We start from the raw sequence: 23,446 nt of genomic DNA, 5'->3' as shown, positions 1-23,446 counted from the left end.
CCTTCGCGAATAGTCCCTCTTTACTTTTCAACTTTTAACGTTTGTAAGTATGCATTTAATGCATCAATTTGATCATCCGTTAAGTTGCCATATTTGCCAGTCATTTTGTTTCCTGGCTTCATATTTTCAGGATCTTTCAGCCATTTTTTTAAGTTTTCTTCATTGTTTTCGGCAATACCGGCAACCATATCGCGATCCGCAAAGTTTGCTAAGTTTGGTGCGATACGAGCGGAAGGTGGTCTACTATCATTAGATCCAACTGCGTGACAACCAATACAGCTTTTATTAAATATTTCTTGGCCCTCTTGCGCCTTTGTTGAAGCTACTTCTTTCTTCCCATCAATCTTCTTCATATCAGCAAGCCATTTTTTGTACTCGCTTTCATCTAAAGCTTTCACTTTAAATTGCATTAAAGAATGTGATGGGCCGCAAAATTCTGTACAAAAACCATTATAAGTGCCCGATTTATCTGCCTTTAACCACATTTTGTTCACATTGTCTGTATTTGTATCCATTTTCCCTGCTAAAGATGGAACCCAAAATGAGTGTTTAATATCGGCACCCTTCAAATTTAAATACACTTTCTTACCTGTGGGGATGACCAAATCTTGCGAAGTTACTATCTTTTCTGATTTATAAGAAAATTCCCACCAATAAAGATTCGCTGTTACATCAACAACGATAGTATCTTTATCAATATTCTTTTTCTCCATCGCACTTACATCAGCAAGTTTGAATGTATATGTAACTGTTGGAACAGCTAAGATTAGTAAAAGAATAATCGGAATAACTGTCCATATAATTTCTAGCTTGTGATTCCCTTCAACTTGCTCTGGAATATAATCTTCCTGACCTTTCTTTTGTCGGAAACGCACAATTACATATAAGAAAATAATAGTAACTACTAGTACTACTCCTACCATGATTGCACTCGCCAGTAGAAGTAAATCATATTGCATTTTTGCTACTTCTCCTTGCGGAATTAAAGTAGATTGAAAGGCTTTACCGCATCCCCCTAACAGTAAAGCCAGCAGTGAAACGAACGAAAGCAGTCGCCACTGTTTCTTCATACAAACAACCCCCACTTTCCTTGTGAATTAGATTGTACTTTATAGTTAAGTAAAGTAAATCTCAACGTAAAGAAATCCAATTATGTCGTTGTCTTAGAAGAATGTAACTACAATCATTGATACAAATAAGATTGTTAAATAATTTAGGGAATAAACAAACATTTGCACGGACCATTTGATGTCATCTTTCTTACGGAAGCCATAAAATCCTAAAACGATCCATCCGATGTTAAGCAGTGTTGCAATTACCATAAATGTTATCCCTAGTCCACTCATATAAAATGGTAGTGGTAATAAACATACTGTCCAAATCATAATTTGGCGTTTCGTAATTTCAAATCCATGAACTACAGGAAGCATTGGAATTCCTGCATTTCGATATTCATCAACACGTTTCATTGCTAATGCAAGGAAATGTGGGATTTGCCAAATAAACATAATTAAAAATAACATCCAAGCAATTGGATGGCCTAAAGATGGATCGATTGCTGCCCATCCAATTAAAGGAGGAACTGCACCAGATATACTACCTACAACAGTATTTAGTGTATACTTTCTCTTTGTCCATAAACTATATAGAACAACATATGTGAAAGCACCAATAAATCCCATTAAGACTGCCATTGGTGTTGTTAATAATAAAAATACAAAACCAAGAAGTAATATGACTAGTCCAAATGTAAGTGCAAATCCTGGTTTATACTTTCCAGTAACCGTTGGACGGGTCTTTGTTCTTTCCATTAATGGATCGATGTCTCGATCAATGTAGTTGTTTAAACAACATACCCCTGCCATAACTAATCCAGAACCAACGATTGTAAAGAATAACTTATCCAGATTGTCCATTACACTTAATCCATTAAAGTGTAATGCCAACCAAAATCCTGTAAATACAGTAAGTGTATTTGAGTTTACAATCCCCATTTTAACGAGTGCTTTTAAATCTTGTAACCGAGTTGTTTCCGGTACACTTGTAACAGCGGACTCATCATGCAGCTCACTTGTTGCATGGTTCATCACTCTAACCCCCTCTTAAAACTTTCATCTTTCTTTTTGCGCATATTTCAAATGAAATAATTCGCTTCTATATAGCAATATTATTACAGTAGAAACATTGTTAACCCATTCTACTACTAATCTACGCTCATACTCCAATATATTAAATCATATTTCCCGAACATTTTGTGAAGAAAACATGAACTTTTTGTGTCGAATATAAAAAACTTCATTCTGACTTGTCCTTATCATAACATGATGTTACCTTCTATAATAAACTATTTTGTCCTATTTAACACGTATTCTCCCCATTTCTTTTCAAAATAGCCTATTTTTCACCCAAAATTTTCCTTAGGAACCCTGTTTTTACACCTGTTTTCTCCCCATTTCCTTCCTCCTCCATTTCTTTGCTATTTTATTATTTTTTATATATCATAGGAACTAGCGCGTTTTATTCTATACATAATGGAATGAAAATATTTCGCAATAACTTCATAGCAGAAAGATGGTGAAAGAGATTGCAACGCTTTATTAAATGGTTAGCAGTCATTACAAGCCTTGATTTATTAATAGTTTTATTAGGAGGCGCTTTAGTTACAAAAACAGGTTCTGGTCAAGGTTGTGGTAAATCATGGCCACTTTGTAACGGTGAATTTGTTCCATCTAATTTATCAATGGAAACTATTATTGAACTTAGCCACCGATTAACATCAGGATCAGCTGGAATTCTTGTCACTCTCCTTTGTATTTTGTCCTGGAAATATTATAAACATGTGCGTGAAACAAAAACGTTAGCAATTTTATCCTTCGTATTTTTAGTTGCACAAGCATTAATGGGAGCAGCAGCAGTTGTTTGGGGCCAAATGCCCGCTGTACTTGCTATCCACTTCGGTATTTCCTTAATTTCATTTGCTTCTGTCATTTTATTAACGTGTCTTATCTTTGAAATTGACCAAAAATTTGATGCACGTTCACTTATTATGGACAAAAAAATGAAATTTCATATTTATGGTGTAACAATTTACAGTTATATCGTCGTCTACACAGGCGCTTTAGTACGTCACGAACGAGCTAGCTTAGCCTGTCCAGACTTTCCTTTATGTAGCAAAAACAGACCTATGCCAACTCAACTACATGAATGGGTTCAAATGGGCCATAGAGTTGCAGCGATGTTAATTTTCGCTTGGATACTATACGCGATGATTCTCGCTATTCGCCATTACAAACAGCAACCTGTCGTATATTTGGGATGGATCATTTCATTTATCCTTGTTACACTTCAAGCTGTAGTAGGAGTTTTAGTTGTATTTACAAACGCTAGTTTAGCGATGGCATTGTTACATTCTCTATTTATTTCTTGCTTGTTTGCTGTACTATGCTATTTAGTTATGTTAGGAACAAGAAGTAAAGTGAATGCAAAAGAAGCTGCATCAACTTCTAAACAAACAAAATAATATAAAACTAAAATTCCTTGCCGAATTGGCAAGGGATTTTTTTGCAATAAAAAAAGAGCTGTATTTACACAGCCCTTTTTTTATTTTAGTGATCTAATTCAATAAGTAAATCACCCGTTTGAATTGCATCACCATCGTTAACATATACTTTCTTCACTTTACCATTGAACGGCGCTTGAACTGTCGTTTCCATTTTCATCGCTTCTGTAATTGCCATAGAATCGCCTTTTTTCACTTCGTCGCCTTCTTTTACAACTACTTTAATTACCGTTCCTGGCATCGTTGCACTAATATGATTTGGATTCTCACGGTTTCCTTTCACACGTTGTGCAACTGTTGCTTTTACACTCTCATCTTTCACGATAATTTCACGTGGTTGACCGTTGAATTCCAAGTAAAGAACACGGTTTCCATCCGGCTGAGGTTCTCCAATTGATACTAGTTTAACCATCAATGTTTTACCCTGTTCAATTTCTACATCAATTTCTTCACCTAGTCTCATACCATAGAAGAACGTCGGTGTATCAAGTACAGATACATTTCCATAAAGCTCAGCAACTTTTTCATAATCCATAAATACTTTTGGATATAAAGCATATGCCACTACATCAAAAATCGTTACTTCGCGTCCAAGTTTATGGAATAATTCTTCTTTTAACGCTTCGAAATCTACTGGCTCTAGTAATTCACCTGGTCTTACTGTTAATGGCTCTTTCCCTTTTAAAATAATCTTTTGTAATTCTTTCGGGAAACCACCGTACGGTTGACCTAAATCACCAGAGAACATTTCAACAACAGACCCTGGGAAGTCCATCGCATGTCCACGCTCTAAAACATCTTGTTCTGTCAGATGGTTCTGAACCATAAATAATGCCATATCACCAACAACTTTTGATGATGGCGTTACTTTTACAATATCTCCAAACATGTCATTCACACGGCGGTACATTACTTTCACTTCATCGAAGCGATCTCCTAAACCAACCGCCTTCGCTTGTTGCTGAAGATTACTATACTGCCCACCCGGCATTTCATGCATATATACCTCTGTATGCGGCGCATTCATACCACTTTCAAACGGTGCATAGTATTTGCGTACATCTTCCCAATAATGAGATAGTTTTTCTAAAGAATCTATATTAACATCTGGTTGTCTTTCGTTTCCACCTAATGCATAGTATAGCGTGTTCGCACTTGGTTGTGACGTTTGACCAGCCATAGAACTCACTGCTACATCGACGATATCAACACCCGCTTCAATTGCCTTCGTATACGTTAATATACCATTTCCACTCGTATCGTGCGTGTGCAGATGAATTGGAATCGACACTGTCTCTTTTAATGCAGAAACTAAATCATATGCTGCATTTGGTTTTAGTAAGCCTGCCATATCTTTAATACCTAAAATGTGAGCTCCTGATGCTTCTAACTCTTTTGCTAAATTTTTATAGTAATTTAAATCATATTTACTACGCAGTGGATCATGAATATCCCCTGTGTAGCACATTGTTGCTTCTGCAATTTTACCAGTGTCTCGTACAGCGTCAATTGCAACTCTCATGCCTTCCACCCAGTTTAAGCTATCAAAAATACGGAATACATCAATGCCTGCTTGAGCAGAACATTCCACAAATTTTTGAATTAAATTATCTGGATAGTTTTTGTATCCAACTGCGTTTGAAGAACGAAGTAACATTTGGAATAACACGTTCGGCATTTTTTCACGAAGATCTAGTAATCGTTCCCATGGATCTTCTTTTAAGAAACGATACGCAACGTCAAATGTTGCACCGCCCCACATTTCCGCTGAGAATAGGTTCGGTAACATTCTCGCTGTTGGCTCCGCAATTTGATGTAAATCTTTTGTACGAATACGAGTTGCAAGTAATGACTGGTGTGCATCACGGAATGTTGTATCCGTTAAAAGTACACGCTTTTGATCCTGTACCCATTTTACTAATCCGTCCGCTCCACGCTCGTCCAAAATTTGTTTCGTTCCATTTTGGATTGGCTCTGAATGTTTTAAACATGGAATACGAGCATCTGGGAATATTGGTTTTTCTTTTTTACCTACCCCTGGGAAACCATTTACTGTTACTGTACCAATGTAATTTAACATTTTCGTTCCACGGTCTTTACGTTTCGGGAACAAGAACAATTCAGGTGACGCATCGATAAATGAAGTATCATATTCTCCTGATAAGAAGTTTTTATGTTTTACTACATTCTCTAGGAATGGAATATTTGTTTTAATACCACGAATACGGAATTCTTTTAAGTTACGTTCCATTTTTGCAGCAGCTTGCTCAAAAGTAAGTGCCCAAGTTGTAACTTTTACAAGTAAAGAATCGTAGTACGGTGTAATAACTGCACCTTGGAAGCTATTTCCTGTATCAAGACGTACACCAAAACCACCGCCTGATCGATACGCCATAATTTTTCCTGTATCCGGCATAAAATTATTTAGCGGATCTTCAGTTGTTACACGAGATTGAATTGCAAATCCATGTACAACTACTTCCTCTTGCTTCGGAACACCTACCATTTTGCTATGTAATGCATGTCCATCAGCTATTAAAATTTGTGATTGAACAATATCTACTCCCGTAATCATTTCTGTAATCGTATGTTCTACTTGAACACGTGGATTTACTTCAATAAAGTAAAACTCATCATCTTTTACAAGGAATTCTACTGTTCCTGCATTTAAATAATTTACATTTTTCGTTAACTTCACAGCAGCATCACAAATACGCTGACGCAGATCATCTGAAAGTGATACACTCGGTGCAATTTCTACAACTTTTTGATGACGACGTTGTACAGAACAGTCACGCTCGTATAAATGAACAACATTGCCTTCTTCATCTGCTAAAATTTGTACTTCTATATGTTTAGGTTTTTCAACGAATTTTTCGACGTAAACTTCATCATTACCAAAGGCTGCTTTCGCTTCTGATTTCGCTCGATTATATGATTCTCCTAATTCCTCACTAGTACGCACAATACGCATACCACGACCGCCACCCCCAAGGGATGCTTTAATAATAATCGGGTAATCATACTTTTCAGCAAATTTTTCGACTTCTTCTAATGAATTTACTGGACCATCACTACCAGGTATAACTGGAATTTGTGCTAGCTGCGCTTGTGTTCTTGCTTTCACTTTATCTCCAAACATATCTAAATGCTTACTTTTCGGACCGATAAAGATAATTCCTTCTTCTTCACAACGTTTAGCGAATTGAATATTTTCTGACAAGAAACCATATCCAGGGTGGATTGCATCTACATGATTACTTTTTGCAATCTCAATAATGCCTTCAATATCTAGATAAGCATCAATTGGTTTTTTTCCTTCCCCAACTAAATAGGACTCATCGGCTTTATAGCGATGATAAGAACCACTATCCTCTTTAGAATAGATTGCAACTGTTTTTAATCCAAGTTCCGAACAAGCTCGAAACACACGAATTGCAATCTCTCCACGGTTAGCTACCAATACTTTTTGAATACGTTGCAGCTTTGTCATGATTTTCCCCCTCTACTTTCCTACCACTCTAGAGATAAAATATATACACACCTTAAAAAGCGTGAAGTTCTTCACTTTCCACATTATATTATACTTAGAAAGCTTCACTTTATTTTTATCCATCATACCTTATTTTTTAACAAATGATAAGTTTTCTGTGCAATTTGTTTCACAAAAATAGTATAGCATACCTCTTCCTTTTCTAACAACTTAATTGTATATCACATTAAACTAAATGTGATATATCGTTTAACCGAAAGATATATTAATACATCACATTTAAAACTACTTAAAAATAAAAACACATCATGCTCTAAAGCACAATGTGTTTTTATTTTACAACTACAAGATGTGGTCCATTTTGTTCTTTTTCTTTCATTAATCCATTCTGTTGTTTCTCTTGTCGTTTCACGTGACTAGCAATATTGAGTAGTATCCCCATCGCAAGTAGATTAGCTAATAAAGAACTACCACCGTAACTGACAAACGGTAATGGTACTCCGGTAAGTGGTATTACTCCAGACATACCACCAACATTAATAAACGTTTGAACTCCAAACAAGCTTGCAATTCCGATAGCTATTAAACTTCCAAATGGATCTGTACACTTTTGTGCGACTCTAAATGATCGAATAATTATAAGCAATAAACAAATCAAAATGATTGCTACGCCTATAAAACCAAGTTCTTCCGATATAATTGCCATAATAAAATCCGTTTGTGGTTCTGGTAAATAACCATACTTTTGCACACTATTTCCTAATCCCCTACCATTAAGCCCTCCAGAAGCAATTCCAATAAATGAATTTACCAATTGGAATCCATCCTTTTGAGGATCATTAAACGGATCAAGGAAAACAGAAAAACGTGCCTTTTGATATGGATTTAATGCATAATTGCCAAGAAGATATAGTGCCGGAATCCATACTATAGAAGTTAAAGCAATTCGTTTAATCCATAAGTTAACCTGTACTCCCGAACAAAGGAACATAATTCCTACTGTTCCTGCAATTAACAAATCAGTACCTAAATCATTTTGCTTTAATATTAAAAACATGATTATACCAACACCAATGAGTACTGGACCTGACCCTTTGAAAACAGGTGTATTCGTTTCTTGTCTTTTCGCAAAAAAATGAGCTAATATGAGGATAACCGTTATCTTTACAAATTCCGCAGGCTGTATTCCAAATATCCATCCGTTTGCACCGTTTACTGACTTAGTGAAAAAGGCAGCTGCAGCTAATAAAGCAACACTAGCACCGTAACTCCCCAACAAAAAAATTCGTTTTCTCCAAACTTTATATGGGATAGTAGCAATAATTATTAATACTATTGTCCCAGCAACTAAAGTAATTAATTGTCTTTTAAAAAAGAAATTTGCTGGTTTATCAAATCGCGAAATCGCAACAATGGAACTAGAACTATATACCATTATTACCCCCAGCACACATAAGATAACAAGAGGAAGTAACAATGAATAATCCATTGATTTCCATACTTTTTTCATTTCATTTCCTCTTTCTGTTTCAATTTAATTATTGTTGTATTCCATATGTACATTGATTCTTCCTGCTTTATTATACAAATAAAAAGCTCAAACTAATTTAGTTTGAGCCCCCTTATTTGAACCCGTTATTGTTGTTTGTTTGTAAATGCTTCATGAAGTGCAGATAACTCACGTTCGAGCTCACCTAACATTGCTTTCCCTTGTTCTTCTGCAATAAGACCAAGGCGAACTGCAAAATCGACCTCGCGGGATAGTCCAAACATTTGTGTGTCTAACACTTCTTCATATAATGGACATTGCGGCATTGTAAGATGGTCCATTTGCACCTTAATAAGTCTTAAAATCTTCTCTGCATCCGCTTGTAGAAGGGCTAGTGCCTTTTCCTGATGATTTGCTACTGTCTCAGACGCCAAATTGATTCCCTCCGTTTCCGTCCTACTCTCCTCTATCCTATCTATTAATATTAGCGATAGTTTTAATAAATTGCAATAGAAACATTTTTTGTGACAACAGTGTCTAATACTATTATACTGAAAAGTGGGAGTATAACACAAATGGGGGAACAACAATGAGCGAAATTTTATTTATTAACGGAAAAGTACGTTTTCCAATCACTATTGATCCAACTGTTTGGATCTTTGATGATCGAAAAGTAGATTTGACAACTTACTTTGATGAAACTAGAGAAAACACGTCTGAACTAGAAACTTATTTAAAAAACACTTCAGAACATTGGGATCGCGAAATCCGTGATGGTGCCGCTTTTCCTCCAATACAACAAAGTGTGAAGAAATATAAAAAAGAACAGCTGATTACTGGAACATTTGGTATACCATTTCATCCATTCCTTGCTAACGCTGAAATTTTAGAGGACGCTACGCAAGTTGAAATTGAAACGGTAGATCATACAATGACACTTCCATTAGAAACTGTCAAAAATGCTATACTAGGCTTTTCAAAAGAAGGAAAACCATTAAAAGAAGACGGGCCTGTTCATCTCTATTTCAATGATGGATCTAATCAACAAAATCCAATCCGTAACATCCGTAAATTTACAATTATTTAAAGAAAAGGAGTGAGCTTAAGCTCACTCCTTTTTACAATAAATCTGCTGCTAGTTGAGCTAAATTAGATCGCTCTCCTTTAACAAACTTCACATGACCACTAATACGCTGTTCTTTAAACTTCTCTACAACATACGTTAAGCCATTATTATATTCATCTAAATATGGGTGATCAATTTGCTGAGGATCTCCCATCAATACAATCTTACTCTTTTCCCCTACCCTAGTTAATATCGTTTTCACTTCATGCTTTGTTAAATTTTGTGCTTCGTCAATGATAATGAACTGATCTGGAATACTTCTCCCGCGTATATAAGTAAGGGCTTCTACTTCAATCGAACCCATTCCCGCTAGAATAGCATCTAACTCTCCTGGCTTTTTCGTATTAAATAAATACTCTAGGTTATCAAAAATTGGCTGCATCCATGGTCTTAATTTTTCTTCTTTTTCTCCTGGTAAATAACCGATATCTTTTCCGACTGGAACAATTGGTCTTGCCACAAGTAATTTTTTATATAACCCTAAGTCTTCTGTTTGCATAAGTCCCGAAGCTAACGCAAGTAACGTTTTTCCTGTGCCGGCTTTCCCCGTTAACGTTACAAGCGGAATATCTTCACGAAGCAACAATTCTAATCCCATAATTTGCTGCACGTTTCGTGGTCGTATCCCCCACACTTGTTCATTGTGAAAAATAAGTTTCTTTACCTTCTTCCCTAAGTGATCCACAATGCCAAGCGCAGAACTAGAGCCCCCTAATGCATCTTTCATTACTACAAATTGATTTGGGTAAAAAGGATGATTCGCAATTTCAGATAGAGGCAATTCACCTTTCTCATAAAAATAATCCAATTGTTCTTTTGATATATATCCTTCTAAAAAACCAGAATATATATTTTCTACTTCAATTACGCGATCACTTAAATAATCTTCAGCCTTCAAACCAATTGCATCAGCTTTTACCCTTACGAGTACATCTTTACTTACTAAAATAACAGACTTCCCGTCCTCTTTTTCCTGTTCTTCTAAAGATAGATTTTTTGCTACAGCTAAAATTCGATTATCATTTGTTTTTTCTACAAAAATATCTTGTAGTTGCACAAATGAACGATGGTTCAATTCAATACGAAATGTTCCGCCGTTTTCTAGCGGGATACTTTCATGCAGCTTTCCTATTTCACGAAATTTATCTATTAACTTAGATACATAACGAGCGTTTCTTCCTACTTCATCCATATAACGTTTTTTCGAATCAACCTCTTCTAATACAACTGCTGGAATCACTACTTCATTGGTTTCAAATGAAAAAATAGATAAAGGATCCTGCAAAAGTACATTCGTATCTAACACATAAATTTTATCCAACCTGTTACCCCCTGACTCCACTTTTAAATTTGTAGAACAAGGGTTTCATCCATAAAATATGGACGAACCATTGTTATAATTATATGTACCGTGTAAACGAGGTAGAATCGAAAATCATAGTCATTAAACCTTTTATTTATTCTTTATTCATTTCTATTCAATATATTACTTTTTATTATAATTATTAACGTTAAATCACAATAACCGACTACAAAAGTGAATAAACGAATTTCTTATTTAGCATCTTTATAATTCTCTTATCCCTACTAAGACTTCGTTATCCAGCTTTTTCGCTGCCCGAAGATCATATGTTTTTTCATATGTTGGTTCAATTGCAAGTTTCGCTCCATAAAACATAACATCACGCACTTCTTGCACCTTTACTTCTATTACAGTTAATTTTAGAGAAATACCTTCCATTCTATCTGTCAAAATTTCACCTGCACCACTTATAGAAAATACGGATTCATTCGCCATTATAGTCAATACCACACCTGTATTATGACGTATATTTTCCACAATACGTGAACGTTGATCTACTGCAAATCGAATACTAGTTTTACTCACTGCATACACCCAAGAAATAGCACTTACGTTAGGAACTTGTTTTTCGAAATCTGTCGTTGCTATCATAACAATACACTCTTTACGCAACGTTTGTACTAAATCCTCTGTTAAGGTAGGCTCTACTACATTCGCCATATTTTCACCTCCAAATATACTTGGTATATCCTTATCATAACTTATTTTTTGAATTGCGAAAATATTATTTTTTCCCACTATTATTCAAAAACATTATACTTCCATGATATACTTATACTGATAGAATTCGTATTGAGGTGACGAAATGAGAGTCAAATGTATGATTTGTGATAAAAAAGATATGTTAGATGATGAAAATCCTATGGCAAAAAAACTGCGTAATCGCCCTATTCATACATATATGTGCATGGAATGTTCGGAACGAATTGCAGAGCGTACAATGGAACGTCATGCAAGTGGTAATTTCCGATTATATCGTGATAAAAAAATCGAAGATGATTGGTAAAATGTAAATAAGTCCTTACTCATATAGATAAGGACTTATTTATATTTTTCTGGTTCACGATTCATCTGATCCAAAAAACAATCAATGGCTTCTAACGGAAACCTTGCAGATTTCCGTTCTCCATTTATTTCATATGTAATTAAATACATTTCCTCGTTCTTTTCGACTTCCACATTTCTTAATTTATGTTCTTCATATACCATATTTTGAAATAACAAATATGTTTCTTTTGCAGCACTATCATCTGGACGTGCTTCCGCAACTGTTTTAATTGTTAACCAATTATATAGTGCATCTTGCACTGAACGCATGAAAACTCCCCTTTCTTATCCTGCTTTTTGTTGTTTCGCTTGACGCAAACGCAGTCTATAAATTCCAAGTACAATTGCCGCTACAACAAGTCCTTCTCCAACAGGTAAAAACACAGCAAAAAAGGTTAATACTGTGCATCCAATTGCTAATGATATGTATATCACAATATTTTTTAGTACAGACAACTTTCTAGCAAACCCTAAATTATAAACGAGAGCACTTAATATAATAATCGTCCCATAAAGTAACCACATTCCTAACTCTGGATTTTCATCTACCTTACACAATTTTGCAAAAAAAGACATCCTTTCTAACACACTCTTCCCCCCTAGCAGTAAAATGCAATTTTCTTTATACACTTAATACAAGAGTAACTCGCAAAAAAAATACTGTCCACAAAAAAGAGTAAATATTCTAAAAAATAAACAAAATAAAAAAACAACGCCCTTTATAAAGGGCGTTGTTTTTTTATTTTTACGCTTCAACAGATTTCTTTTTCTTAGCAGCTCTTTCGCGCTCACTCTTATCAAGAATCTTTTTACGTAGACGAATTGATTCTGGAGTTACTTCACAGAACTCGTCATCGTTTAAGTACTCTAATGATTCTTCTAAAGTCATTAGGCGTGGTTTCTTCATTGTTGAAGTTTGATCTTTCGTCGCAGAACGAATGTTAGTTTGTTGTTTCATTTTCACAACGTTAACTGTTAAGTCGTTCTCACGAGTGTGTTCTCCGACAATCATACCAGCATATACTTCTGTACCTGGTTCAACGAAGATTACACCACGGTCTTCAACTTGCATAATACCGTATTGTGATGCTTTTCCTGTTTCAAGTGAAACTAGAACACCTTGGCGACGTCCACCAACTTGTCCAGCGTGTACTGGTTGGTAGCAATCGAATGTATGGTTTAAAATACCGTAACCACGAGTTAATGTTAAGAATTCTGTTGTGTAACCAATTAAACCACGTGCTGGAACCATGAAAGTAAGGCGAACTTGACCGTTTCCGTTATTCACCATATCTAACATTTCACCTTTACGTGCACCCATAGATTCCATAATAGAACCAGTGTATTCTTCAGGTACATCGATTTGTACGCGCTCTACAGGCTCACATCTTACGCCATCAACTTCTTTAATGATTACTTCTGGCTTAGATACTTGTAATTCATAACCTTCACGACGCATGTTTTCAATTAAGATAGATAAATGTAGTTCCCCACGTCCAGATACGATCCACGCATCAGGAGAATCTGTATTATCTACACGTAAACTTACATCTGTTTCTAATTGTGAACGAAGACGCTCTTCAATTTTACGAGATGTAATGTATTTACCTTCACGACCTGCAAATGGGCTGTTATTTACAAGGAACGTCATTTGTAGTGTTGGCTCATCAATACGTAATAATGGTAACGCATCTTGATGTTCAACTGGACATACTGTTTCACCTACGTTAATGTCTTCCATACCAGAAACGGCTACTAAGTCCCCTGCTTTTGCTTCTTCAATTTCTTGACGTTTTAATCCCATGTAACCGAATAATTTCGTTACGCGGAATTGCTTCACGCTTCCGTCTACTTTCATTAAAGCAACTTGTTGTCCAACCTTCATTGTACCGCGGAATACGCGACCAACTCCAATACGTCCAACGTAGTCGTTGTAATCAAGAAGTGCTACTTGGAATTGAAGTGGCTCTTCGCTGTTATCAATTGGTGCTGGAATATGTTCGATAATTGTATCGAATAATGATTTCATATTCTCTTCTTGATTTGCTGGATTTGAATCTAAGCTTGCTGTTCCGTTCATTGCTGATGCAAATACAACTGGGAACTCTAATTGATCTTCGTTTGCACCAAGCTCAATGAATAAGTCGATTACTTCATCAACTACTTCATCTGGACGAGCGAAGTCACGGTCAATTTTGTTTACAACTACGATTGGAGTTAAGTTTTGCTCAAGAGCTTTCTTTAAAACAAATCGTGTTTGTGGCATACAACCTTCATATGCATCAACAACAAGTAAAACACCATCAACCATTTTCATGATACGTTCTACTTCTCCACCGAAGTCAGCGTGACCAGGTGTATCTAAAATGTTAATTCTTTTATCTTCATAGTGAATCGCTGTATTTTTCGCTAAAATTGTAATACCGCGTTCTCTTTCTAGATCATTTGAATCCATTGCGCGTTCTTCAACGTGTTCGTTCGCACGGAAAGTCCCCGCTTGACGTAATAACTGGTCAACAAGTGTTGTTTTACCATGGTCAACGTGGGCAATAATTGCTATATTACGTAAATCTTGTCGTTTTTTCAACATGTCCAACTCCTAATGTCTTTTTAATCCTTCTCTATTATAAGAGCGAAGGGGATACAATAGCAATTAAAATAAAAGCAAGAATGAAAATATAGTTGTATTCTTACTTTTGTGAAAGTAAAATGAGATTGGAGGGTGAAGAAATGGAACACATTCAATATCGCTTTTTATTAACTGCAATTATCGGTGTTATTTTCTTAATCGGTATCGGCATTATGATTGCTGAAAATAGTCCAATCGGTATTATTATTTGCATTATCGGCACATTTGTTACAGTTGGATACGGTTTTGTAACAAAAAGAAAAATGCGCAAATCACAATAACGCTAAAAAGTAAGAAGCTTATACACAGCCTCTTACTTTTTTTGTTGCTCTCATATAAACGATAACACTTCTTCATACACTCCTGGTTTTGCAACTAACACACTGCTCTTCTCTATGATAGAAAGTGGCGCTCCAGAGAATGTCGTCACCTTACCTCCAACTTCTTCTACAATTATCTGCCCTCCGCCAAAATCCCATGGTGATAATCTCGGCGTTACATATGCATCTATTCTTCCTGTTGCAACGTATACCATCTCTAACGCTGCACAGCCATATGACCTTGTGCCCCTTGCTTTCTTAACAAGTGCCATCATACTTTCCATATTAAGCAATGGATTATCTGTAAGCCATATCGCATTTAAAGCTACAATACCTTGCTCTACAGTTCCTTTTTCCAATGGAGGAATTGATATATCATTACAAAAAGCTCCAGATCCCTTGACTGCATGATATAGTTCATCATGCACTGGATCATATATAAGTCCAATCTTTCCGATACCGTTCTCATAAATCCCAATTGAAATCGCAAAATTTCTTTTTTGATGAACAAAGTTCATCGTGCCGTCAATTGGATCAATTAACCAAACAACCCCGTCAGAAGACGTTATCTCGTCTCCATAACCCTCTTCTCCTAAAATATTATGATTCGGGAATGTTTCTTTAATTTTCCCAATTAAAAACTGTTCTATCTCTCGGTCCATATTTGTAACTAAGTCAGCTGCATTTGATTTTGTTTCTATAATAAGTGCTTTTTTCATTGATGCCATTAAATGCTCTCCTGCATCCCGAATCCACCGTTTGGCGTGTGCATCGATGTCTTTCCATACTTCTTGCATGTTTAAACACTCCGATCTATACTGTTCACAGAAAAAACGAACCCTTTATAAGGTTCGCACCAACTAATTTTTTATACATATACTATTATTACGCTTCTAAACGAATCATTTCAAGTCTTAACACTTCTAACTTTTGTACACACTCTTCTTTTTTCTGGTTATCATCTTCCATCATCGCATCATATAAAGTTGCTAATTCATAATCTAGCTCCAAACGTAGCACCGGTATTCTCTTTTCAGCATCTGTTCTCTTTAACGCATTAATCACCTGTCTCATATTATTTGCCTCCTCCCAATATTCGTCTGCCCTCGGACTAGAATTAATTCAATTTTCTGATTTTTTGTTTTATACTATACTATGTTGGATAAATCATCTATGCAACAAAATTATATTTTTTTATTTAAATTTTTTTGTGCTGTTTTTTTTATGAATAGTACAAGCTATGCTAAAATAAAAGCAAAATAGGAGTTGGAGGAACAATCATGACAATTCAAACATTCAAGTCAACTGATTTTGATGTCTTTACAGTTGATGGTCTCGAAGAACGAATGAGTGCAATTAAAACGAACATTCATCCTAAGCTAGAAGCTTTAGGGGAACAATTTGCAGAATACTTATCCAAACAAACTGATGAGAACTTTTTTTATCATGTTGCAAAACACGCACGCCGCAAAGTCAATCCACCAAACGATACTTGGGTTGCTTTTTCAACAAATAAACGAGGATATAAAATGCTACCGCATTTCCAAATCGGCTTATGGGGTACTCATGCCTTCATATACTTTGGTTTAATCTATGAGTGTCCACAAAAAGTTGAGACGGCTCATGCCTTCTTAGAACATTTAAATGATTTAAAAACAAATATTCCAAATGACTTCGTTTGGTCCATTGACCATACTAAACCAAGTGTGAAATTACATAAAACACTTGAAACCGAAGACTTACAAAAGATGATTGAACGATTAGCTACTGTAAAAAAAGCAGAATTATTAGTTGGTATTCATATATCACCAGAGGAGTTTTCAGCAATGACCAACGAACAATTCCTTGCTAAGATTGAATCTACGATGCAATCACTCCTTCCTTTATATGCACTTTGTAATCGATAGTAGAAAACGGACAATTTATATTGTCCGTTTTTAGTTGTTATCACATTATATCACTTCAGTTTTTATTTTTCAAAATATTTTTTACATTTTTACAAGCTTTTGTTCTTCGACTTCTTTTGCCCTTTGAATAGCACGATATATAGAGTATCCACTTACTTCTTGAAATTCTTTATCAATTTTCTTTTCTTCTGCTTTCGATGGAACAATCTCTTTAAAACGACGATATAAACCCATTAACTCTTCTCTTATAATTCCTTTTTCATAAGCTTTCTCAATCGCTTCATAAAACTTCACCATTGTAACCATTTCCTCATTTGACCAATCATAATCTAACGGATATTGATATTCCATTTCGCACCTCATTTATCATTTCTTCTTGTTTCATTATGCTATCTTAAAGAGAATATTTTATTCTTCATTATAGCCACTCTGCATTATACACTATTTATTCATTTTAATGGAATTGTCTTCCTCTATTCATTAGTTGAGGCTAACTATTAAACATACTCACCTTAAAAAGATTTTTTTCTATACATCTATAATTATTGGTGATATAATGCTTTTGTTTTATAGAAAATAAAGTGAAGCTACCATCTCAAAAACGATTTTTTGAATGGCAGAAAAACAAGCCTTATTCTAAAAAGGGCTACACTTTTTTAGAGCAGGATTATATAAAACAAATTACACTAAATATTATGAAGAAGAAGGGGTGTATAGATTGTCCCAATACGAAACACCATTGTTTACCGCTTTAGTTGAGCACAGTAAGCGAAATCCAATTCAATTCCATATTCCTGGTCATAAAAAAGGACAGGGCATGGATCCTACATTTCGCGAATTTATTGGGCATAATGCATTAGCAATTGATTTAATTAATATTGCGCCACTCGATGATTTACATCATCCAAAAGGTATGATTAAAGAAGCACAAGATTTAGCAGCAGCCGCATTCGGTGCAGATCATACTTTCTTTTCTATTCAAGGTACAAGTGGCGCTATTATGACAATGGTGATGAGCGTTTGCGGTCCTGGTGACAAAATCCTAGTACCACGAAACGTGCATAAATCAGTAATGTCAGCTATTATTTTCTCAGGTGCAAAACCGATTTTCATGCATCCTGAAATCGATCCGAAGCTCGGTATTTCTCATGGAATCACAATTCAATCTGTCAAAAAAGCACTTGAAGAGCACTCAGATGCAAAGGGCTTACTTGTTATTAACCCAACGTACTTTGGGTTTGCTGCAGACTTAGAACAGATTGTACAATTAGCACATTCTTATGACATCCCTGTACTAGTCGACGAAGCTCATGGTGTTCATATTCATTTTCACGATGAATTACCTATGTCAGCGATGCAAGCTGGTGCGGATATGGCAGCAACAAGTGTTCACAAATTAGGAGGCTCTTTAACTCAAAGTTCTATTCTTAATGTGAAAGAAGGCTTAGTGAATGTAAAGCATGTCCAATCTATTATTAGCATGCTTACAACTACATCAACTTCTTACATCTTGTTAGCATCCCTTGATGTTGCGAGAAAACGTCTTGCTACAGAAGGAACAGCACTCATAGAACAAACAATACAATTAGCTGAGCATGTTCGTGATGCTATAAATTCTATTGAGCATCTTTACTGTCCTGGAAAAGAAATGTTAGGTACAGATGCTACCTTTAACTATGATCCTACAAAGATAATTGTATCTGTAAAAGATCTAGGTATTACCGGCCACCAAGCTGAAGTATGGCTTAGAGAGCAATATAACATTGAAGTAGAACTCTCAGATCTATACAACATACTATGTCTTATCACTTTGGGAGATACAGAAAGTGATACAAATACACTTATTGCAGCATTACAAGATTTAGCAGCAACATTTAGAAATAGGGCAGATAAAGGTGTTCAAGTACAAGTAGAGATTCCAGAAATTCCAGTGCTAGCACTTTCTCCTCGAGATGCTTTTTATTCGGAAACAGAAGTCATTCCATTTGAAAATGCAGCGGGTCGTATTATAGCTGATTTTGTTATGGTTTATCCGCCAGGGATTCCAATCTTTACTCCGGGGGAAATTATTACACAAGAAAACTTAGAGTATATTCGTAAAAACTTAGAAGCAGGTTTACCTGTACAAGGTCCTGAAGATATGACATTACAAACATTACGTGTTATTAAAGAGTACAAGCCTATCAGTTGATAGGCTTTTTTTTCACCTTTTTTCCTTTTCTTCATACGATACTTAAGAATGTAACGTATAGGTGGGGATACTATTATGATTGTAATAGGCCGTTCTATTGTACATCCTTATATTACAAATGAATATGAGCCATTTGCAGCAGAGAAACAACAAATTTTATCAATAATGGCAGGAAATCAAGAAGTTTATTCCTTCCGAACAGCTGATGAACTCAGCTTTGATCTCAATTTACGAGTTAATATTATTATCTCTGCACTAGAGCTTTTTCAAAGTGGATTTCAGTTTCGTACATTTCAACAATCCTTTTGCAACCCCCAGTATTGGAAAAGAACGTCTCTTGGGGGATTCGAGCTTCTTCCAAACATACCACCTTCTATTGCCATACAGGATATTTTCAAAAACGGAAAACTATATGGAACTGAATGCGCAACCGCTATGATCATTATTTTTTATAAAGCTTTACTATCATTGTATGAGGAAGAAACTTTCAATCGTCTATTTGCAAACCTTTTACTTTATACATGGGACTACGACCAAGATCTAAGGCTTATAACAAAAAACGGTGGCGATCTTGTTCCAGGTGACCTCGTTTACTTTAAAAACCCACAAGTAAATCCAGCTACGATTGAATGGCAAGGAGAAAATACAATCTATTTAGGAAATTTCTTTTTTTACGGGCATGGCGTAGGTGTAAAAACAAAAGAAGAAATTATTTATTCATTAAATGAACGACGAGTCCCTTACGCTTTTATTTCAGCTTTCTTGACCGATACTATTACCCGTATCGATAGTCGTATAATGAGCCAATACGCTTCTTCTAGTACACCACAGACCTCCATAAGCTTTATTCCGATTAGGGATGATGCAATCGTTGCAACAGTTGGTCATACAACTACAATTTATTAAAAAAGCGCCTACACATGTAGGCGCTTTTTCTTATTATTAAGCTTTTGTATGTTCTTTATGGTCACATTCGCAATGAGATCCACATTTCCCGTATAGTACTGTTGATTTTTCATCTTCAAAATGTCCAATTGTTCCTTCACATACTTGGCATACGATTGTTCCCATTTTCATTTCCCCCTGAGTTTCAATAGTAATCTATTTATTTATCATTAAGCTTTCGCATTATCTTTTCTAGCACAGTCACAATTTGTTCCGCATTTTCCGTAAAGTACCGTCGTTTTCTCATCTTCAAAATGTCCGATTGTTCCTTCACATACTTGGCATACGATTGTTCCCATTTTTCATTTCCCCCTAAGTTTATGGTCCTAAAAACTTTTAGCTGTCCATTTCCTATCAATTATTGGGCTTTTGTATGCTCTGTGTGATCACATCCGCAAGATCCACATTTCCCGTAAAGTACCGTTACTTTCTCATCTTCGAAGTGTGCAATTGTACCTTCACAATCTTGACATACGATTGTTCCCATTTTTCATTTCCCCCTAAGTTTATAATCCCAAAAACTTTTTGTAACCGCTTAACTTTCTGTCTTTATTTTAATATGTTATACTTTTTACGTCAATAGGTTTTTAGTATAACACATTAAATATTTTAAATTTAAATTAGTATGCGATATTCAAATAAAAAACAGCCATATTTATAAGTACGACTGTTTCACATTAATTATTCTTCATATTCCGCATGTAAAGAAGTTGACGGAACTAGAAATTTGAAAAACTGAGCTAACTCCTTTGCTTCCTCTTCTGATCCTAATTTAAAAATCTCCTGTATATATTGAACATTCTCTACATCATCTCGTCCGAGTAAAGTAGACCTTCCTGTTTGCATACAAACAATGAGCGGCTTTCCAAAAAACATATTTGTATAAATAACACCAAAATCATAACGTGTATCATGTGTCATAAACCCTAAAAATCGTACCTTCACACTTTCATGCTCATCATACAATTTTTCAAACATTGGTTTCCACCTTTCTACATCACGTTTCATTAATAGTATATTAAACAAAACATGTAATACTCCTTTTAATTGTCAAAAAATTCAGTAGGATGTAGAATGATAGTATTCTACTAAGTTAGGGGGAACTTATATGCAACACGCCTTTATTACGCTTGTACCGAAATCCAACCAACAATCAGTTTCAATAGATGATATAAAACAACTTTTTCATTATTATAAAACGGTTACTTCTAAAACTGGTGCCCAAATTAATTACACGTATACAAATACCGCTTTTCCTTATGAAATTTTAGATACATCTACAACAACATTAAAACTTCAATCCAATCACGACCGGTATGACTCAATTTATATTGGTGTTGGTATAGAAAATGAACAATCTTTCATCCAAGTTTCTTTACCACCTAATGCAACATTTGGTGACAAAGGGAAAGCAAATGAATTTTGCCGTTTTTTAGCGAAGAAATTAGAAGGAGAGTTACAATTATTTAATGGAAGAACAATGTATTTTTATAAACGCTAATTTAAAAAATAGATAATATGATTAAAAATAATATACAATTCGAACATGTAAGAAATAAAGCTTGCTTTCTTACGTGCAATACAAAATATGCTATTACATAGGCTAAATATAGAAATACGAAAAAAAGAATAACTTTATAATGAAACTTATCACCATTCGATAATGTTAATACAGTGGAAAAGCCACTCCATAGTAGTAAATGATAAAATATAACATGTAATATTTTCATGGAACCTTCTCCTTTGACATGCTCTATTTTATTAATATATGGGGTTACGTTTGAATCAATTACATATTATAGGATGATATATATTACCTTTGAAGTAAGTTAAGCCGGAATCATTTGTTAAAGTATTATATATTCATTCGACAAGTACGTTTAAAGACCTTGCAAGTCATTTGATGAAAATAAAAATAGCCCCTCTCTTACAATAAGAGAAGGGCTATTTACATTACTTAAATTATTTTACAATGTGAATTGGCATTCCAAGAGCAACTTCAGCTGCTTCCATTGTGATTTCACCTAATGTTGGGTGAGCATGGATTGTTTGAGCGATATCTTCAGCTGTCATTCCAGCTTCGATAGCTAAACCAATCTCAGAGATAATATCAGAAGCACCTGCACCTGCAACTTGAGCACCTACAAGAAGACCATCTTCTTTACGTGTTACAAGTTGTAAGAAACCGTCAGTGCTGTTTAATGATAATGCACGACCGTTAGCAGCGAATGGGAACTTAGATACAGTCACAGTCATTCCAGCTTCTTCAGCTTGTTTTTTAGTGTAACCAACAGATGCTAATTCTGGATCAGTGAAGCATACTGCAGGAATTCCGATGTAATCGATAGCTGATGCATGGCCACTAATTGCTTCTACAGCTACTTTACCTTCGTAAGAAGCTTTGTGAGCTAATGGTGGTCCAGGAACGATATCACCGATTGCATAGATGTTTGGTACATTTGTACGACATTGCTCATCGATTTCGATGATGCCGCGGTCAGTCATTTTAACTCCAACTTGCTCAAGACCGATTTCTTGAGTGTTTGGACGACGACCTACAGTTACTAATACGTAATCTGCTTCTACAGTTTGGATTTCACCTTTAACCTCAAAGCTAACTTTTACGCCAGTTTCTGTCTCTTCAACGCCTTTAGCCATAGCTTTTGTATGGATATTTACGTTACCTTTTTTCTGTAGAGCGCGTTTAACAACAGAGCTCATAGCTTTTTCGAAACCAGCTAAGATTTCGTCGCCAGCTTCTACTACAGTAACTTCTGTACCGAAGTTAGCATATGCAGTACCTAATTCCATACCGATGTAACCGCCGCCGATTACAACAAGTTTTTTAGGAATTTCAGGTAAGCTTAAAGCACCTGTAGAGTTGATAACACGTTTAGAGTATTTGAATCCTGGAATTTCGATTGGTGTAGAACCAGTTGCAAGAACAGCATTTTTAAACGTATAAGTTTGAGCTGCATCTTCAGTCATAACGCGTAATGTATTAGCATCTACGAAGTAAGCTTCACCGCGAATGATTTCAACTTTGTTACCTTTAAGAAGGCCTTCAACACCGCCAGTTAATTTCTTAACTACGCCGTTTTTCCATTCTTGAACTTTTGTAAAGTCAACTTTTACGTTTTCTGCAGTAATACCCATGTCATCAGAATGCATTGCATTCTCATAACGATGACCTGCATTGATTAACGCTTTTGAAGGAATACATCCAACGTTTAAGCATACGCCACCAAGGTTAGCTTTTTCAATGATTGCTACCTTTTGACCTAATTGTGCTGCACGAATTGCCGCAACGTATCCACCAGGACCTGCACCAACAACGACTGTATCTAATTCAATTGGGAAATCTCCTACTACCATTG

At 35.5% G+C, this 23,446-nt stretch carries 27 protein-coding genes; 8 read left to right on the top strand and 19 right to left on the bottom strand.

The window, feature by feature from the left end; genetic code table 11:
- Positions 1 to 20: 20 nt before the first annotated feature.
- Together coxB and ctaB are read right to left on the bottom strand one after the other, a co-directional pair.
- Positions 21 to 1,070, bottom strand: a complete 1,050-nt coding sequence (coxB, locus tag HMAS_RS04825; protein ID WP_000745268.1) for a cytochrome c oxidase subunit II — start codon at positions 1,068 to 1,070, stop codon at positions 21 to 23.
- A gap of 93 nt (positions 1,071 to 1,163) precedes the next feature.
- Entirely contained in the window at positions 1,164 to 2,087 is a 924-nt protein-coding gene (gene ctaB / locus HMAS_RS04820; protein WP_001015058.1) for a protoheme IX farnesyltransferase, read from the bottom strand.
- Between the two features lie 497 nt (positions 2,088 to 2,584).
- On the opposite strand from ctaB, the gene ctaA reads away from it, so the two are divergent.
- On the top strand, positions 2,585 to 3,520 hold the full coding sequence (ctaA, locus tag HMAS_RS04815; RefSeq protein ID WP_116344708.1) for a heme A synthase: 936 nt from the start codon (positions 2,585 to 2,587) through the stop codon (positions 3,518 to 3,520).
- Between the two features lie 85 nt (positions 3,521 to 3,605).
- On the opposite strand, the gene pyc is transcribed toward ctaA, so the two are convergent.
- From pyc to HMAS_RS04795, 3 genes are all read right to left on the bottom strand, one after another.
- Complete coding sequence (pyc, locus tag HMAS_RS04810; protein ID WP_000164085.1) at positions 3,606 to 7,052, bottom strand: pyruvate carboxylase; 3,447 nt, start codon at positions 7,050 to 7,052, stop codon at positions 3,606 to 3,608.
- Between the two features lie 331 nt (positions 7,053 to 7,383).
- Complete coding sequence (locus tag HMAS_RS04800; RefSeq protein WP_016123290.1) at positions 7,384 to 8,562, bottom strand: FtsW/RodA/SpoVE family cell cycle protein; 1,179 nt, start codon at positions 8,560 to 8,562, stop codon at positions 7,384 to 7,386.
- A 125-nt stretch (positions 8,563 to 8,687) separates the two neighbouring features.
- Positions 8,688 to 8,975 (bottom strand): YlaN family protein, encoded by a 288-nt coding sequence (locus HMAS_RS04795; RefSeq protein WP_000135694.1) that lies wholly within the window; start codon positions 8,973 to 8,975, stop codon positions 8,688 to 8,690.
- Between the two features lie 155 nt (positions 8,976 to 9,130).
- Here HMAS_RS04795 and HMAS_RS04790 point away from each other — a divergent pair, with 155 nt between their 5' ends.
- A complete protein-coding gene (locus HMAS_RS04790; protein ID WP_001289809.1) occupies positions 9,131 to 9,628 on the top strand; it encodes a hypothetical protein in 498 nt (165 codons plus the stop codon).
- Positions 9,629 to 9,659: 31 nt separating this feature from the next.
- Here HMAS_RS04790 and HMAS_RS04785 read toward each other — a convergent pair whose 3' ends face one another.
- Positions 9,660 to 10,988 carry a PhoH family protein gene (locus HMAS_RS04785; protein WP_000358083.1) on the bottom strand — a complete coding sequence of 443 codons (1,329 nt, stop codon included), beginning with the start codon at positions 10,986 to 10,988 and terminating at the stop codon, positions 9,660 to 9,662.
- Positions 10,989 to 11,234: 246 nt separating this feature from the next.
- Positions 11,235 to 11,690, bottom strand: a complete 456-nt coding sequence (locus HMAS_RS04780) for a pyridoxamine 5'-phosphate oxidase family protein (RefSeq protein ID WP_000024596.1) — start codon at positions 11,688 to 11,690, stop codon at positions 11,235 to 11,237.
- Between the two features lie 145 nt (positions 11,691 to 11,835).
- On the opposite strand from HMAS_RS04780, the gene HMAS_RS04775 reads away from it, so the two are divergent.
- Positions 11,836 to 12,036 (top strand): YlaI family protein, encoded by a 201-nt coding sequence (locus HMAS_RS04775; protein ID WP_002082250.1) that lies wholly within the window; start codon positions 11,836 to 11,838, stop codon positions 12,034 to 12,036.
- 35 nt (positions 12,037 to 12,071) lie between these two features.
- Here HMAS_RS04775 and HMAS_RS04770 read toward each other — a convergent pair whose 3' ends face one another.
- The 3 genes from HMAS_RS04770 to typA form a co-directional block, all read right to left on the bottom strand.
- Positions 12,072 to 12,347, bottom strand: coding sequence for a hypothetical protein (locus tag HMAS_RS04770; protein WP_001258151.1), 276 nt, complete (start codon positions 12,345 to 12,347; stop codon positions 12,072 to 12,074).
- 15 nt (positions 12,348 to 12,362) lie between these two features.
- The gene (locus HMAS_RS04765; RefSeq protein WP_000893662.1) at positions 12,363 to 12,665 is read right to left on the bottom strand and encodes a YlaH-like family protein; all 303 of its coding nucleotides are present in this window, start codon (positions 12,663 to 12,665) and stop codon (positions 12,363 to 12,365) included.
- Positions 12,666 to 12,822: 157 nt separating this feature from the next.
- Positions 12,823 to 14,667, bottom strand: a complete 1,845-nt coding sequence (gene typA, locus HMAS_RS04760; protein WP_000914762.1) for a translational GTPase TypA — start codon at positions 14,665 to 14,667, stop codon at positions 12,823 to 12,825.
- A 140-nt stretch (positions 14,668 to 14,807) separates the two neighbouring features.
- On the opposite strand from typA, the gene HMAS_RS04755 reads away from it, so the two are divergent.
- Positions 14,808 to 14,987, top strand: coding sequence for a DUF5325 family protein (locus HMAS_RS04755; RefSeq protein ID WP_000400127.1), 180 nt, complete (start codon positions 14,808 to 14,810; stop codon positions 14,985 to 14,987).
- 50 nt (positions 14,988 to 15,037) lie between these two features.
- Here HMAS_RS04755 and HMAS_RS04750 read toward each other — a convergent pair whose 3' ends face one another.
- Both HMAS_RS04750 and HMAS_RS04745 read right to left on the bottom strand, forming a co-directional pair.
- Positions 15,038 to 15,823 (bottom strand): inositol monophosphatase family protein, encoded by a 786-nt coding sequence (locus HMAS_RS04750; protein ID WP_001158701.1) that lies wholly within the window; start codon positions 15,821 to 15,823, stop codon positions 15,038 to 15,040.
- Between the two features lie 88 nt (positions 15,824 to 15,911).
- Positions 15,912 to 16,100 carry a hypothetical protein gene (locus tag HMAS_RS04745; protein WP_001250165.1) on the bottom strand — a complete coding sequence of 63 codons (189 nt, stop codon included), beginning with the start codon at positions 16,098 to 16,100 and terminating at the stop codon, positions 15,912 to 15,914.
- A gap of 206 nt (positions 16,101 to 16,306) precedes the next feature.
- Between HMAS_RS04745 and HMAS_RS04740 the strand changes: the two genes are divergently transcribed.
- On the top strand, positions 16,307 to 16,933 hold the full coding sequence (locus tag HMAS_RS04740) for a YktB family protein (protein WP_000155317.1): 627 nt from the start codon (positions 16,307 to 16,309) through the stop codon (positions 16,931 to 16,933).
- Positions 16,934 to 17,014: 81 nt separating this feature from the next.
- Here the strand turns inward: HMAS_RS04740 and HMAS_RS04735 are convergent, their stop codons facing one another.
- Positions 17,015 to 17,284, bottom strand: a complete 270-nt coding sequence (locus HMAS_RS04735) for a UPF0223 family protein (protein ID WP_000456562.1) — start codon at positions 17,282 to 17,284, stop codon at positions 17,015 to 17,017.
- Between the two features lie 367 nt (positions 17,285 to 17,651).
- On the opposite strand from HMAS_RS04735, the gene speA reads away from it, so the two are divergent.
- Both speA and HMAS_RS04725 read left to right on the top strand, forming a co-directional pair.
- Entirely contained in the window at positions 17,652 to 19,124 is a 1,473-nt protein-coding gene (gene speA, locus HMAS_RS04730; protein ID WP_000084899.1) for an arginine decarboxylase, read from the top strand.
- Between the two features lie 75 nt (positions 19,125 to 19,199).
- A complete protein-coding gene (locus HMAS_RS04725) occupies positions 19,200 to 20,030 on the top strand; it encodes a protein-glutamine gamma-glutamyltransferase (RefSeq protein WP_000635337.1) in 831 nt (276 codons plus the stop codon).
- Positions 20,031 to 20,066: 36 nt separating this feature from the next.
- On the opposite strand, the gene HMAS_RS04720 is transcribed toward HMAS_RS04725, so the two are convergent.
- From HMAS_RS04720 to HMAS_RS04705, 4 genes are all read right to left on the bottom strand, one after another.
- Positions 20,067 to 20,195, bottom strand: a complete 129-nt coding sequence (locus HMAS_RS04720) for a GapA-binding peptide SR1P (RefSeq protein ID WP_000536796.1) — start codon at positions 20,193 to 20,195, stop codon at positions 20,067 to 20,069.
- A 44-nt stretch (positions 20,196 to 20,239) separates the two neighbouring features.
- Positions 20,240 to 20,368, bottom strand: a complete 129-nt coding sequence (locus tag HMAS_RS04715) for a GapA-binding peptide SR1P (RefSeq protein ID WP_000536803.1) — start codon at positions 20,366 to 20,368, stop codon at positions 20,240 to 20,242.
- Positions 20,369 to 20,427: 59 nt separating this feature from the next.
- Positions 20,428 to 20,556: a GapA-binding peptide SR1P gene (locus tag HMAS_RS04710; protein ID WP_000536778.1), complete on the bottom strand. Its 129-nt coding sequence runs from the start codon at positions 20,554 to 20,556 to the stop codon at positions 20,428 to 20,430.
- A gap of 194 nt (positions 20,557 to 20,750) precedes the next feature.
- Positions 20,751 to 21,047, bottom strand: coding sequence for a DUF3055 domain-containing protein (locus tag HMAS_RS04705; protein WP_000462038.1), 297 nt, complete (start codon positions 21,045 to 21,047; stop codon positions 20,751 to 20,753).
- A 130-nt stretch (positions 21,048 to 21,177) separates the two neighbouring features.
- Between HMAS_RS04705 and HMAS_RS04700 the strand changes: the two genes are divergently transcribed.
- The gene (locus HMAS_RS04700; RefSeq protein ID WP_001163299.1) at positions 21,178 to 21,570 is read left to right on the top strand and encodes a DUF1885 family protein; all 393 of its coding nucleotides are present in this window, start codon (positions 21,178 to 21,180) and stop codon (positions 21,568 to 21,570) included.
- Position 21,571: 1 nt separating this feature from the next.
- On the opposite strand, the gene HMAS_RS04695 is transcribed toward HMAS_RS04700, so the two are convergent.
- Positions 21,572 to 21,799, bottom strand: coding sequence for a hypothetical protein (locus HMAS_RS04695; RefSeq protein ID WP_000697469.1), 228 nt, complete (start codon positions 21,797 to 21,799; stop codon positions 21,572 to 21,574).
- Positions 21,800 to 22,031: 232 nt separating this feature from the next.
- Positions 22,032 to 23,444, bottom strand: coding sequence for a dihydrolipoyl dehydrogenase (gene lpdA, locus HMAS_RS04690; protein ID WP_000260104.1), 1,413 nt, complete (start codon positions 23,442 to 23,444; stop codon positions 22,032 to 22,034).
- Positions 23,445 to 23,446: the final 2 nt, after the last annotated feature.

The organism is Bacillus sp. HMA207 (assembly GCF_003402455.1).
Lineage (GTDB): Bacteria > Bacillota > Bacilli > Bacillales > Bacillaceae_G > Bacillus_A > Bacillus_A cereus.
This window is presented reverse-complemented; position numbering and strand designations above follow the sequence as displayed.